The organism is Vallitalea pronyensis (assembly GCF_018141445.1).
Classification (GTDB): Bacteria; Bacillota; Clostridia; order Lachnospirales; family Vallitaleaceae; genus Vallitalea; species Vallitalea pronyensis.
Map to the genome: position 1 here is coordinate 4,850,537 of NZ_CP058649.1, position 15,193 is coordinate 4,865,729.

The 15,193-nt window shown below is 35.2% G+C and carries 12 protein-coding genes; 4 read left to right on the forward strand and 8 right to left on the reverse strand.

Annotation, left to right across the window (positions count from 1 at the left end; all coding sequences use genetic code 11):
- Nucleotides 1–382: 382 nt before the first annotated feature.
- Complete coding sequence (locus HZI73_RS20200; RefSeq protein WP_212695168.1) at nt 383–931, reverse strand: GNAT family N-acetyltransferase; 549 nt, start codon at nt 929–931, stop codon at nt 383–385.
- Between the two features lie 278 nt (nt 932–1,209).
- On the opposite strand from HZI73_RS20200, the gene HZI73_RS20205 reads away from it, so the two are divergent.
- On the forward strand, nt 1,210–2,073 hold the full coding sequence (locus HZI73_RS20205) for a DUF2268 domain-containing protein (protein WP_212695169.1): 864 nt from the start codon (nt 1,210–1,212) through the stop codon (nt 2,071–2,073).
- Nucleotides 2,074–2,267: 194 nt separating this feature from the next.
- Here HZI73_RS20205 and HZI73_RS20210 read toward each other — a convergent pair whose 3' ends face one another.
- The 4 genes from HZI73_RS20210 to HZI73_RS20225 all read right to left on the reverse strand — a co-directional run bounded on the left by HZI73_RS20210 (nt 2,268) and on the right by HZI73_RS20225 (nt 5,683).
- A complete protein-coding gene (locus HZI73_RS20210; protein WP_212695170.1) occupies nt 2,268–2,906 on the reverse strand; it encodes a Crp/Fnr family transcriptional regulator in 639 nt (212 codons plus the stop codon).
- 13 nt (nt 2,907–2,919) lie between these two features.
- Entirely contained in the window at nt 2,920–3,846 is a 927-nt protein-coding gene (locus HZI73_RS20215; RefSeq protein ID WP_212695171.1) for a nucleoside hydrolase, read from the reverse strand.
- Nucleotides 3,847–4,037: 191 nt separating this feature from the next.
- Nucleotides 4,038–4,427, reverse strand: coding sequence for a hypothetical protein (locus HZI73_RS20220; protein ID WP_212695172.1), 390 nt, complete (start codon nt 4,425–4,427; stop codon nt 4,038–4,040).
- A 464-nt stretch (nt 4,428–4,891) separates the two neighbouring features.
- Nucleotides 4,892–5,683, reverse strand: a complete 792-nt coding sequence (locus HZI73_RS20225) for a MerR family transcriptional regulator (protein WP_212695173.1) — start codon at nt 5,681–5,683, stop codon at nt 4,892–4,894.
- A gap of 90 nt (nt 5,684–5,773) precedes the next feature.
- On the opposite strand from HZI73_RS20225, the gene HZI73_RS20230 reads away from it, so the two are divergent.
- Entirely contained in the window at nt 5,774–6,931 is a 1,158-nt protein-coding gene (locus HZI73_RS20230) for a cation:proton antiporter (protein WP_212695174.1), read from the forward strand.
- 555 nt (nt 6,932–7,486) lie between these two features.
- Nucleotides 7,487–8,353, forward strand: coding sequence for a M15 family metallopeptidase (locus HZI73_RS20235; RefSeq protein ID WP_212695175.1), 867 nt, complete (start codon nt 7,487–7,489; stop codon nt 8,351–8,353).
- A gap of 278 nt (nt 8,354–8,631) precedes the next feature.
- Here the strand turns inward: HZI73_RS20235 and HZI73_RS20240 are convergent, their stop codons facing one another.
- From HZI73_RS20240 to HZI73_RS20250, 3 genes are all read right to left on the reverse strand, one after another.
- Nucleotides 8,632–9,981, reverse strand: coding sequence for a hypothetical protein (locus tag HZI73_RS20240; protein ID WP_212695176.1), 1,350 nt, complete (start codon nt 9,979–9,981; stop codon nt 8,632–8,634).
- Between the two features lie 174 nt (nt 9,982–10,155).
- Nucleotides 10,156–10,614, reverse strand: coding sequence for a hypothetical protein (locus tag HZI73_RS20245; protein WP_212695177.1), 459 nt, complete (start codon nt 10,612–10,614; stop codon nt 10,156–10,158).
- Nucleotides 10,615–10,732: 118 nt separating this feature from the next.
- Nucleotides 10,733–11,623 (reverse strand): AraC family transcriptional regulator, encoded by an 891-nt coding sequence (locus HZI73_RS20250; protein ID WP_212695178.1) that lies wholly within the window; start codon nt 11,621–11,623, stop codon nt 10,733–10,735.
- A gap of 155 nt (nt 11,624–11,778) precedes the next feature.
- Here HZI73_RS20250 and HZI73_RS20255 point away from each other — a divergent pair, with 155 nt between their 5' ends.
- The gene (locus tag HZI73_RS20255) at nt 11,779–15,111 is read left to right on the forward strand and encodes a DUF5107 domain-containing protein (RefSeq protein ID WP_212698882.1); all 3,333 of its coding nucleotides are present in this window, start codon (nt 11,779–11,781) and stop codon (nt 15,109–15,111) included.
- Nucleotides 15,112–15,193 lie beyond the last annotated feature (82 nt).

Sequence of the window (15,193 nt, forward strand, 5' to 3'; positions counted from 1 at the left end):
AACATGAACATCCTCATAATGACTTCATCTTCACTTATTTCTTATCCTATCTAATGCTAAGGATACAATTCTTATATCACTCATTTCCAATCATCATATTATCATTGAATGATTGTTTATGATTGATTTTATTATAATACAATCACAAACAAAAATCAAGTTGTTTCGTTAAGAAAGTATCGTTAACGCATATAAAACACTTCTATTTCATACATAAACTCAGAGAATTTTTCTATAAAAAAACTCTTTGGCTTATTGTTATCTTTAGCCAAAGAGATTGTTATTCCTCTACATATAAACCCATTACCTTGGGTTACAAGAATGACCTATGTATACCTCAATAATACTTACTTTCTATAGTAATACCCTACCTATAACATAACTAGCCTCTGTCCCAGACTTCTGAAAATGTTGGGCATTCACCTCTAAGGAGTGAAAGAAGTTCTAGGTCGTCATAGGATCCTGAATTAAATACCGCGTTTCTTTTTATACCTTCAAATTTAAAACCACATTTTTCAGCAACTTTACGACTAGGAATGTTCCCTTTACTGACGCAAATTTCAAGCCGTTCAATGGGTTTTAATGCAAATAAGTAAGCGGAAAAAATAGTCAGCGCTTCGGTCATATAGCCTTTGCCCCGATCTTCTTTTCGATACAATTGATACCCAACTTCATAACCCGCCATGTAAAATACACCTTTAAAGTATGCAATTTCCCCTACTAATTTATCGTTTTTATCCATAATAAGTAGTACCCCTGCGTTATCATCCCAAAGCCCTGTATCCATAAACTTTTTTTTGAAGTTATGTTCGGATGATAAGCTAACATGTCCATATTCTCCTCTTTCAGTTAAGTTATTCTTCAGGTTAAGGATTTCTTCCAGGTCACCTTCTCTTACCATTCTTAGCCTGATGTTTTTTCCTTGTATCATACCATGTATCTCCTTTCTTATAAACTTAATAGATGTTTTTCTGGATAACGTAAGATGATGTATGAAATTTTTGATGTGCTTATCCATTAACTGCTTCTAAAATTATCTTATCATTTTCCAGTTCTTACATCAAATAAAATATTAATAATCCTTGACCCTTACACAGTGTGATAGTTTATAATCCTACTTAGAAAGTTTCCCTTAGCACAAATGAGATTGCTCTTATCTTATTTGTTGCATTGACAATTTTACTAAAAGAATAAAAAGGAGGTCATGAAATGAACATTACTATGATTAATACCATTAAAAGCTATAGAGATATGCTAAGAAAAGACCCTTCTCTGAGACAAGATTATCTGGAAAATGAACTATTTAAGGATTTTAAGCCCATGTTTAACATGCTGGGTATGCCCATGGAACAACTATTAAGGAGTTTTCTATCTGTATCAGAAAGGGAAGAAACCTATTATCATTATTTACACTTGATGGAGCAAGAAAATATTGAAGCAAAATGTCTAGATGCACTAAATAAATCTGCTGAAGCATGCAGGAAAAAAGGCATTAACGTTCCTGACCAATTAACCTTCGGTGTATATCTTGGGGACCCGAAAGCCTTAGCGCACAGTGAAGGATATACAGGTTTTGGTGGTATTCCTGGCTATATACAAATGGTCATTGCACCAACACCCGAAAATTTGGGGAAACTCCCAGGAGCAGTATGTCATGAATTCCATCATAACTGCATGTTTTTAATGAAACCCTTTAATCCTATGACAATCTTGTTAAAAGATTACCTTCTCTATGAAGGAATGGCAGAGCATTTTGCTGAAGAAATGTATGGTGAATCCATGGTGGGTCCTTGGGTGACTCATGTTTCTGAAGAAGATTGTAAGCTGTCAAAATCACTCATAGCTCCAGCATTGGAACGCCAAGGTTTTCAAGCTGTCATGCCCTATATATTTGGTGGTCAACCCGTAACGGATTCTAATGGACAATCTGTTACCATGCCGTCAACAGGAGGGTATGCTATAGGATATAATATCGTTAAGGCTTACTGCCAACAAACAGGCTTAACAACCCTTGATGCCATGACTAAAAGCTCTGATGAAATTATTGAGAAATCTCTTTATTTTAACAACTAGATATGTATCATTAATCAACGATCGTAAATGTGGCTAACGTTTCTATTAGCCTCAGCCACATTTACGATTTTTGCATCTCATAGTATATAGGATGTTATTCTTTATCAACACATTTTTTTAATTTTACATCTTCATTTTAAGTATTTAAAAACTAGAAGCCAGGCTTAAGCCATCCTTCTAGTTTTTATACCTTATCATTCATAATTCTCCATCTCATAAAGCATTTTATTCATATCTTTTATTTTAAGCATACCATGATCATAATCAATAATATCTTCTTGAACCAGCCCCATAAGGATACGGTTAAGGCTCCGCATTTTTCCTCCTATAGCAAGTAACAACTGCTCTTTACTGATGTAATGATGCCCTTGTTCCATTTGTTTTTTTAGGTAGTTCATAACCCTATATTTAATGGGATATAAAATGTTAACCACCGAGACAAGAGCCGCATCATAGAGCTTGTTAGCCAATTGGTACATGACGTAATCGTTAAAATCCTTACTTAATTTCATCCATTCCATGAAGTTGACTTTACTAATCCTCTTAAGATGGCACACATCTGTTACAGCTTTTACAAAAGATAAAACTTCTCTATCGTTAATAATTTCCACTTCTCCGAACATCTCGTTGTCTTTATACATGTATTCAAGGTATTGAATACCATTACCTGCAATATGGTAAACTTGTACCTGCCCGCTTATAAGAAAATAGGCATAAGCTGGTTCATCTCCTTGACACATGATATAGTCCCCTATTTGAACATGCATATCCACCATGCTCTCCTTAATAACTGCTGGGCATTCTTTTAATAATTGACATAATGATTGAATCATGTATGATTTCCCCTTATATGATGAGTTGAAATAGTTTTTCTTTGAAGAGCTGGCCGTTAAGTTGAGAACAAAAGGTAGCATTAGGCGTCTTTTGCTCAATATGCATATAGTCAATAACCAATTGTCCATAGCCTTTTTCACTGGTATAATCCACATAGCAATAAGCATCGTAATTCTCTACCATATCCCCATACAGGGCAGCTGCAACTGTTGCTGGGTCTGGTAAATCAAACCCAATATGACCCAATCGCTCAAGGTTGAATTTTTCTAAAGCCTTGTTACACCGCACACAAAACTTTGCAATATCGGAACCTGACTTCATAAGGTAATCCATATCCTCCTTGTTTATGAAAGATGTTCCCATGCTTACATCCCATCCCACAAAATATAGATTCAACCCTGCATTAATAACAATCTGAGCAGCTTCCGCATCCACATAAATATTGAACTCCGCAACGGGCGTTATATTGCCTGATGCCAAACCTGCACCACCCATGATGGAAACCCTCTTTAGCTTCTTCATGGTGTCAGGCGCTTTCAAACATGCCATGGCAACATTGGTTAATGGACCAAGTGTAATGAGTTCTATGGGCTCATCACTAGCTTCAATAATACGTAACATGGCATCCACTGCATGCTCTTGTTCAACCTGTAAAACAGGTTCTTCTAAATCCATATCCCCCATACCATCTTCTCCATGTACAAATTCCGATGTATATAACTCTCTCATGACCGGTTTAGCCATCCCCTTATAGACAGGTGGCGTATAGGTTCCTGCCTTCTCAACAGAAATTAATGCATTCTTAACTGCTAAATCAATAGGTACATTACCAGCTACCACAGTAATTGCTTCTACACATACCTCTTTTTCCCTTAGTGCCATAATAATAGCCACTGCGTCATCAGATGCTGTATCGGTATCAATGATTATCTTTCTCATGGTTATCATCTCCTTCCTAGCTCCATTTTATAACGATACTCACTGTTTGTCAGGGTCATTTGACCCAAAGCCATATGCATCATAACAAGACACTTATCCTTTTATTTGTCACTTATTTTGACATCCTACACCATTCACCCCAATAAAAAATCTGAAAGGAACATGCTATCCTTTCAGATCCATTAACTACTCTATGCATTTAACTTTTTGTTCCACTCTTTCATGGCTTCACTATTCGTACTCACATTCTTAATGGTCACTTGACCACCAAATCGGTCTAACGCCTCTTTAACCTTTTTTACAGCTTTTATCACATCTTGCTTATGGGTAGAAGATGTTCCCCTTATTTGCTCATATAAAGCGCCATCATTAATCACAATTGTAATTTCCTCATCCTTGTATTTCTTTAATCTCTTCAATAGAACCATCAAGGCAACATGGGTTACAATATAAGGCTTCTTATAACTTTGCCACTCGGAATCTTTACATATCAATACATCATCTTTAAAAATACTATAACGAATCTCAATATCTTCATTCTCTTGGTATGTCGAAATACCGACTAAATATGCTGTTATCATTGGTACCTCCATTAATTGTATACTTATTCATTCCCTAAAGATTTATTATTTCTATAACAAGAACAGTATATCACAAAATTTAATCTTTTACCTCATCCATTCATAATATGAAACATTGCAACTCAAAAAACCCAACATTACACTTATTATTTCATACCTAATCCAAAGTATTACCTCGTCCCCTCCCTTATCTAGTAGGTAGATGGGTAGCGTCAATTTGTGATGTTTAAATAATACCTAGAAATTCTTAGCTCACGAAAAGCTTAATGCCGTAAAAAAACTTAAGTGTCTGAACGTTAGTGAGTTTTAAGTTTTAGGCATTCAGCTTTTCGTGGGCTTAGTATTTCTCGCATTATTTAACCTGAGCAAATTGACGCTACCCATCTACCTACGGTCGTCTTGCATATCATTTGTATTTTATATTTTTCCATAAAATAACCCTATAACCTAAAGATAAAACAACCCTATGATAATGCCTCACTTACCTTCACTTCAAACACATAATAACTCCTATCAGGATATAAATAAGAATTAAGATGTTCTTCTCGTATCGTTACATGCCCCTCTATCACATACTCCCGCCTCACATCATGCATAAACACCTCTGCCTGACTAAATATCTCCATATACTGCTTACAATAATACCCCCTAGACACATAGGTTCCTTCCGTTAAAAGAATAGCTTCATAATCCGTTTCCTCACGATAGGGAAGCGCCATGGTATACCGCTCTTCATCTTGTCGTACCATGACCATACTCTTAAACATATCTAAAATAGTCTTGTCCCATTTCTTCCCTAATGTTTTCATCGTATCATGTATGACTTTTAATGAATAGGTCATTTCATCAACATCTATGACTTTCAGATAACGTCTATCAGCATATGTGTTTTTGACCAATGCAGTGCTATCAATACCTTTGGTTATATAATCAAGCCTTTCCTCTACATCTTTTTCTAACGCTTGTAGACGCTCTATCTTATTCCGTATACTCTGCTTCTTCTCCATCAATAACTTCTGATAATCTTCTTTATGATAGTCTTTTATTATTTTCTTCAGCTCTTTCATGGGAATATCCATATGCCTTAGAAACAAGATGGTATCCAGACGTTCAATCTCATCAATACCATATAACCGATAGCCATTATCATCCATATATGCCGGGCTGAGTACATCTTTTCTTTCATAAAAACGAATAACCGATATGTTAATACCATATATATCCGCTAATTCACCAATTGTAATTAATTTCCTCATCAACTTACCTCTTTTATTGAAAATCATCCTTGACCTTAAACTAGGTTCATAGTTTATAATACATTTTATATTATCAAGGAGGACAAGTCAATGCATACAGATACTCATTTTATTCAAGACTTAGTTATTATTTTATTAGCTACTGGAATTGGTTCATATATATTTAAAAAACTTCGTTTATCCATGGTACTGGGTCAAATAATTGGTGGTGTAATTATAGGACCATCTCTATTAGGCATCATTAGTCAGACAGAATTCGTGTCCAATCTATCAGAAATTGGTGTCATCCTACTTATGTTTATTGCTGGTCTAGAAACGGATTATGAGAAGCTGAAAGACTCTTTTAATCAATCATTTTTGATTGCTATTGGTGGTATTCTCGTGCCTTTTGTTTTAGGTGCTGGTGCCTTATTCCTTATTAAGCCATCTGTTGTCTTATCAGAAGCCATCTTTTTAGGCATCATACTAACGGCTACCAGCATTGGTATAGCGGTCAAGCTATTAAGTGAAACGAAATTGTTACCGACTAAATTAGGTATGTGTACCTTAGGCGCTACAATTATTGACGATATTGCAGGTGTTATCATACTGACCCTTGCATTAGGAGCATTTGGCAGTCAGCATACCAATGTAAGTGGACTAGTCTTTAAGATTGCTATTTTCTTTATCTTATTGGTTGTTGCAGGTCATATCTTAATAAAATTTATTTCCAAAAATAGACGTTATCTAAAAGCAATTAAACCTGTATATATGCTTAGAACTGTATTATGTACCACCTTTATTTTTGCCATTTACGCCAGCAATCTAGGCATGGCAGCTATCCTTGGGGCGTATTTCATAGGACTTATTATCTCCACTACAAGTCTTAAAAAGAATATAAAGGGCGAAATATCAAAGTTTGGCAGTAGTTTCTTCATCCCCATATTTTTTACCAATATTGGTATTGGACTGGACTTAGGTGAAGTCACACAGTTTCTTCCTTTGGCTATTCTTATAACTGTTATTGGTATCGCCAGCAAGATAATTGGTGCAGGGCTGGGAGCCAAATTATCGGGCTTTCGTGCTGGTGAAGCCCTTAAAATAGGCGTATGTATGGTACCTCGGGCAGAAGTTACCTTGATTGTGGCCAACCTTGCCTTAAGACTTGACATGATCGGTAAGGATATCTTCACATCTATTATCCTATTGGTTATTATGTCGGCTATCTTTTCACCAGTGGCGTTAAAATGTCTTGTAAAACGTAGATAACCATCTGAAACTTATTCAAATACAACTATGGGTTCCTAATAGTGTATTAGCTACTTCTATCGAACAGCTAATGAATTATACTTTATAGCTAAATATTAACTTGTTGCAAACTAATATAGCTGCTTATTTGAATAATAAGCAATTAAGAACCATAATACTGATGCAAAAATAACCAAATGAATATATACAATATTGTTTAATCTTATAATATTAAGCCCTTATCAAAAATTGTTAATTATTATTTGATATTTTATTGTTTTTTGTTTAATTATTTGTATTTTTAGAAATTAATCTTGTATTGCTTCTAATAAAGTTGTATAATAGCCATAGATGAAGTAAATAGGTCAAAAAAGTAATATGAAATAGATTTCATAACTTATTTGATTGTTTATTTACAATATTAATAATCTGGCTAACATGACTTAGGGTATTTTTCCAGAATATATCAATTTATATCGTCCGTTCGATTGTTAAGCATCTCAAAGGAGGTCAGCACACAAGAAAGTTACGTTAATAAATCAATAATAATTTGATAAAAAATAGGAGGTTTTACTTATGAAAAAAATGTTAAATACACTTATCATTTTTTGTATGATAAGCGTATCGTGCAACTTATTAATGGTTAATACTGTTGAAGCTAGCACGAGTTTGACATCAAGTGAAGAAACTCTTCTTAAAAATGCTTTTGGAATTTCTAACACGAAGGATGCTGTAAAAGAATTGCAGATAAGAGTGGGAGGATGGGTTAAGGATGCAAACTATACTGGATCCCCTATTCGTTTAGTCATTGATGGTATCATGGGTCCTAATACACGGCAGGCTATTAAGAACTTTCAAAGTGCCTATAACATTAGTGCTACTGGGACCATTAATCAAACCACATTAAATACAATTAACAGTTTAGAATCTAGTGATGATTCAACCTCACATTTTTCTTGGAATGAATTTAGATGTAAAGGTAGTAGTACCCTTACTTGGAATGTATGGCATGAAATAACCAATATCACATCTGAGAAGGCACTTATCAAAACTATCGCTGACAACAGAAATATTAGTTACACTTCTCTTAAGTGGATGTATGCAAGCCAAACAGAAATTAAAGAAAATGTAAGGCGAGTGATGTGGAGGCTAGAAGCACTACGAAAAAAAATAGGAAGTAAACCTATTAATCTTACATCAGGTTTCAGATATTGGAACTATCATTTTAGAAGTCCTAATGTATATGGTGGTAATACGAGTAATGTAACGCTTAACTCTATGCATTTATATGGTGCTGCTGCCGACATATATGTAAGCGGTTATAGTAATACCTCACTGAAAAATATGGCAAAAACTTGTGGTTTTACAGGTGGATATAGTGAGGGTAGTTTTGTACATATCGACATAAGAAGTGATCTAGGAAAAAGTGCATGGTGGCAATAATTAGGGTATAGAAAAATGATACTATTTTGTCAAACAAGGGGCAGTCGGGAAATGCAAAGCCCCCTCTAACGAAAAAGAGAGCGGAAATTAAATTTCGCTCTCTTATCATATATATTTGATCAAATATATATGATAACTAATTAAGGTAAACGAATTTTTCGGTTATAACCCAATCACGATGTTCACCCTAGTCATCTCTGCTAACATGAGAGGTATTCATAGTATTAACGAGATTCTTATACCATGTGAGAGATATCTGTTTCATACTAACACAACGACTATTTTAGCAGTATATAATCTACTTCCATCAAATCAGGCGTTACCAATTGAATCATATATTCCTTATGACTGCTTAAATTATCTTGATGAAGTGATAGAATATATGCTCCTTTTCTTGTGGGTGTACCTAGAATGATAATCTGTTGTTCATACTGTAAAATCTGTTCAGGTTGAAAGTTAAATAACAATATATACCTATCCTTGGATGCATCTAGATTTATTTTATCGTGTATGCTTAGGCTCTGAAGATATAATATCTGTTCTTCTGGGTTAGTTGGTAAGACAAACAAATTGTGCATGTTTTGACATATTTGATAAGGTACCAAGGTCCCGTTTTGTTGAATCGTGGTTTTCCATATGGGATCATATATAGGTCTCTTGAAAGCAGTGTTTTGGTACATTATTCCATATTCAATGGGAGTTCCTTGTGCTTTAACAGAAGCCATATCAAGGCTCTTAGAGGGCATGTTATCTATAGGTGGCCTACAATTCTGATTCGTTATGACAACCTGTTGGTCCATGGGTATGTAATAGGATAAGTCTTTTTTTAAATCCATGTTATCTTGTTCTAATTCTTCTATGGTTTTATGAATACTGACATGAATGCATGTTTGACTGACAGTGTTCTTTTTAATTTCTTCCATCATGTCGTTATAATTTCTGACCTGACCTACAATATAATCTATTTCATAGCCTTTTGGGGTTGCTAATTGGAATAATAAATCCTTTTTAGAAACGCCTTCATCCAATAGATCATCTTGAATCATGGTTATGACTTGTAAACCCTCTCTTCTGGGTTTTCCAATTAGAGCCACTTGATTGTCATAGTGTTTGATGGCTTCTACTTGAAAATTGTAGATTAAGAGATTAATATGACTGTGATAATCAACACTTAGTGGAGAGATACCTTGCTGTCCAATAAAATCGAAAATACTGCTACCCCCAAACGGAAAAATAAACATGCGATGATGGGCATCGGTTATTTTATCTGGTAGATATAGCCAATGTCTAAAGTAAAAATCTCGCCAACTAGAATCGTACATAGGGCGTTTATAGTGATTATCCGAATAAGGTTTGGTGAAGTTAATTGTTTTCCCTTTGTCAAGGACATCCAGTAATGATAGGGTTTTTGCAGAAAAGTATCTGTCATCGTCTAAACGATATGTGTTTTCATACATTATTTTCTGTTCTTTGGGTAAGATGCTGGTTAAAACACGCTGCAATTCTTCATTTTCTTTTTTTAACTGTGACGCTATACCGTTATCTTCAATCTCCATCACCTCTCGTGTGGCTTGTTCGTCCGTGCTATTTAGAAATAAAAAGACTGCTAGTGCTAATATTATGGACATAATGATTACAGGATAACTCAGTTTTTTATATGAAAGAATGATAATTTTTTTAATGGTATTTCCCCCTCATCATTATCTTTATATAAGTATATGTTTTACATGTGGAAGCATGCTTGTATGGCGTAATATAGGTATAAGATTTTTAAAAATGCAAAAAGCAGCCTATGCGACTGCTTAACTTTGTGATTGACTATCAAGATATTCAAAAATGTCATGTATCTTTTTAACGGTATTTGTTTTACCCGTTGCTAATTCGTAAGCCTTCTCATCAATGACTAAATACCCACTAACATAAAAGGTTACCTCCATATGTTTATGGGTTCTAAAATATAATTGAATGGACCAAAATTTATCTTCTTGGCTGACTAAAAAACTTTTCTTAGATGCTATTCTACGGTATTTGTTTTGATTCATCATGTCATAGATTGTATTTATAGCTTCTGGTGACAGCTGAATCTGGACATCGGTATCACCTAAATTGCCTTGATTCGTTTTAAAGACAACACAAAAACCGCCATTTATTTTCTCTTTTGATGATATTTCGGATATATCTTTCCAAGTTCGCGGTCGATTGACGATGAGACTAATAATCACAATTAATCCTAGTAATACTACCGATATATATTTTTTCATCACTACTCCCCTTACCTACTACCTTTTACTTTATTATATTAGGATTTCTCCCAAGCTGTTCAATCAGCCATTCCCCAATGTTACGAATACGTCCTAATATCTTTCGTGAATCACTATCTTATCCCTTCCCATTTTTCCGATAATAAGATGGGGATGTTGACATGATTTTTTTAAATAGCCTTGAAAAATAGTACGGGTCGTCATAACCCATCTTTTTTGAAACCTGTGCAATAGTCATGTTGGTTAAATCTAGATACTGACAGGCTCTTTGCATCTTGAGTCGAATAAAGTAATCAATGGGCGTATAGCCTGTTTTATTTTTAAACAAATAAATCAAATGATTCTTGGACAGATTCATTTCTTTTGTTAGTTGATGAAGTGTTATGTTATTTTCAACGTTTTCCTTCATATATTCAATGGCCGTTTCAATGTATTCAATCTGCTTATTGGATGATGTCATACGTTTTTTATAACGAAAGAATATCTCGCATAAAAAGTGGTTTAACACGGAACAAACATAGATCATTTGGTCCATGCTGTTTCCGTTTTCCAAAGCACTGTACATGGTATTAAAAAGGTCAATTAATAGACGTTGTTGCTTTTCATTGATGGTGAGGAAGTAGTTTTTGGTCAGCATATGTGTTTCATAAAAGCTTGATGCATGATAGCCGTCAAAATGCATCCAATAGATATCCCATGCATGTTCATCACTTGTTCCATAGCTATGGGGTATCCCCTTGGGGATGATGCAACATGTATTGGCTTCAATATGCTCCCTCCTACCATGCATATCAATCCACCCACACCCTTTGGTACATAATATAAGAATGTTTTGCTCACACCCTCCATTTCTTTCTCGAAAGTGATATTGTGCATTAGGATAAAACCCAATATCCGTTATATACAAGGGCTGTATTAATGGATGCATACGAACCTCATCAATAAATATTCTTGGTAAAACAACGTGTTTCTGATTATGAAAACCCTCTGGAATACGTATTCTTTTCATATACTCATTATAATAAAATGGCTATACGATTGTCAATGACATCGTAATATAATCCATCTCTCCCAAAACATATGCTATTGTCTCACACCCCTTGACATTGTAAGCTAGATACATAAGCTAACGCATATACAGTCAAAATAAAAGGGAGTGATATGATGAACGATTTTTATGTAAAGATGTGGGAAGAAGACGTTACCATTCCAACTTATCCAGTAGGAGAACCAGATAAAAACCCCATGTTTTTAGAAAAAAGAGTCTACCAAGGCAGTTCGGGCAAAGTCTATCCCCTGCCATTCACCGACAATATTATGGATAACAAGATCATGCAATCCTATCATATGGTTTATCTTGAAAACAAGTACTTAAAAATTGCCATACTACCAGAGCTAGGTGGAAGGATACAGAGAGCTTATGATAAGACCAATGATTACGATTTTGTTTACTATAATCAAGTCATAAAACCTGCATTGGTCGGTCTTGCTGGCCCATGGATTTCTGGAGGTATTGAATTTAACTGGCCGCAACATCACAGACCCTCAACCTTCTCTCCTGTGGATTATTGTCTGCAAGATAACCAGGATGGCAGTAAAACTGTATGGGTCAGTGAAATCGATAGAATGTATGGTACAAAGGGCATGGCAGGTTTTACACTCTACCCGGATAAAGCTTATTTAGAAATAAAAGGACAGCTCTATAATGGTACCGATACCCCACAGACTTTCTTATGGTGGGCAAATCCAGCTGTTGCAGTAAATGATCATACCCAATCTATATTTCCACCAGATGTCCATGCTGTTTTTGATCATGGTAAAAGAGATGTATCCAAGTTTCCTATAGCGACAGGTACGTATTATAAAGTGGATTATTCGTCTGGCGTTGATATCTCACGTTATAAAAACCTGCCTGTGCCTACTTCCTATATGGCGTATCACTCGGATTACAACTTTATCGGCGGCTATGATTTTGCTAAATCCGCTGGTATCCTTCATGTTGCTAATCACCATATATCCCCTGGTAAAAAACAATGGACTTGGGGTTGTGGCGATTTTGGTCAAGCATGGGATAGAAACTTAACCGATGAAGATGGTCCCTATATTGAATTAATGACAGGTGTACACACAGATAATCAACCTGATTTTTCTTGGTTACAACCTTATGAAGAAAAAACATTTACCCAGTATTTTATGCCTTACAAACAAGTAGGTCAAGTCAAAAATGCAACCATCGACGCGGCTATTAATTTAGAATTTATCGATAATGAAGTCATCATATCTCTCTATACAACATCGGCATTTGATCATTTAACTATACAGCTTACTGAAAATTCCAAGGTAATCTTCACGGAAACCATGGGCCACATATCCCCTGAAAAAGCATATGTTACAAAAGTTTCCTTAGACAAAGTGATGGATCAACATCATTATAAACTAACTGTATTACAAATGGATAAAACCCCATTAATCTCATATCAACCAGCAGAGGAATCCATACTTAAAACACCTGATCCTGCTAAGCCGGCATTACAACCACATGAGATACAAAGTAACGAAGAATTGTTCTTAACGGGCTTGCATCTGGAACAGTACCGTCATGCCACTTATGAACCTGATACTTATTACCTTGAAGGACTAAAACGGGACCCAAGTGATAGTCGATTGAATAACGCCTATGGCTTACTCTTATACAGAAGAGGCCAATTTAAAGAAAGCGAAAAATACTTTAGAGAAGCCGTTAAGAAAATTACATGGAAAAACCCTAATCCATATGATGGTGAGCCTTATTATAACCTAGGATTATGTTTAAAGATGCAAGAGCGTTATGAAGAAGCTTTTAATGCTTTTTATAAGAGCACATGGAATCATGCTTGGCAAGACAGCGGGTATTATCATCTTTCACTTATTTCTTGTATGAGAAAAGAGTACCGTGAAGCCCTAGAATTAGTAAATCACGCCATTATTAAAAATTATCATCATACAAAAGCAAGAAATCTAAAATGCACTATTTTACGCCACCTTGGCAGGTTAGAAGAAGCTGAGAAATTTGCTCAAGAAACCATTGCTATTGATAAGCTTGATTTTGGTTCAAGATATGAAACATACCTTACTCTATCCTCAAGACAAGCCACTAAGGCAAAAGAAACCCTTGCAGCGTTAATGCAATTAATGCGAAACGCTTATCATAACTATTTGGAATTAGCCATTGATTATGGCAATGCAGGCTTATATGATGAAGCCATTGATGTGCTGAAACATCATGTTCATCAAACAGATAACGATGTCATCTACCCTATGATTTATTATTACTTAGGCTATTATTGTAAGAAAAATAATAAGTTAGAGGAAGGCGAAAGGTATTATCGTCTGGGCAAGGATGCCAATGGTGATTATTGTTTTCCTAACCGTTTACACTCCATTAACATTCTTAAAGATGTTATAACAAGTCAGCCTGAAGATGCAAAAGCGCCTTATTATTTGGCTAACTTATATTACGACAAAAAGCAATTTGATGCTGCCATTACCTTATGGGAACAATCCGTGTCCTTGGATAAGCAATTTCCAACAGTTTATAGAAATCTAGCTTTAGCTTACTTCAATAAACATCATGATGCCAAGCAATCAAGAGTGTATTTGGAAAAAGCATTTGATTTAAACACCGAAGACCCTCGTGTCTTGTTTGAACTGGACCAATTGTATAAAAAAACTGGTGTGCCTCATGAAGAAAGGTTGGAAAAACTGGAGCAACATATGGATGTTGTTACCCAAAGAGATGTGTTATACCTGGAATACATTACTTTACTAAATAATTTAGGTATGATGCATAAAGCACAAGAACTTATAGCTGCTCGAAAGTTTCATCCTTGGGAAGGGGGCGAAGGAAAAGTAGTTGCCCAATATATCTATACCCATATGGAACTGGCAAAGAAAGCTATGGATGAAGGTGCTTATCATGAAGCAATTGCACTTTTAGAACAAACAAAACATTACCCTCATCATCTTGGTGAAGGAAAACTGCAAGGAACAGCAGAAAACCATATTGACTACTATTTAGGCATTGCCTATGAAAAACTTGGTCAGACCCATGAAGCCACGCAAGCCTTTGAACGTGCCTCCGTTGGCATACAGGAATTATCGAATATGATGTTTTATAATGATCAGCCTGCTGATATGATGTTTTATCAAGGCATGGCATTACTGAAACTTGGGCAAGTTGACCTGGCGCAAAGTAAGTTTAATCAACTCTATGATTATGGTGAAAAACATATTCACGATCACATCACCATTGATTACTTTGCTGTTTCATTACCGGATTTCCTTGTGTTTGATGAAGATTTAAATCAAAAGAATTACATCCATTGTCTTTATTTAATGGGCTTATCCCATTTAGGTAAGGAAAACTATGATAAAGCAGAATATACATTAGAAGAAGCCTTTTCTTTGGATATTAATCATCAGGGTATTATGACCCATCTTCGTATGCTTAAGTCATAATCATACTACCATGTTCTATAGGTTTATATAAATATAATAGGTGAAGTCGCTAGGGGTTATGAAAACGCCATTGTACGACTTA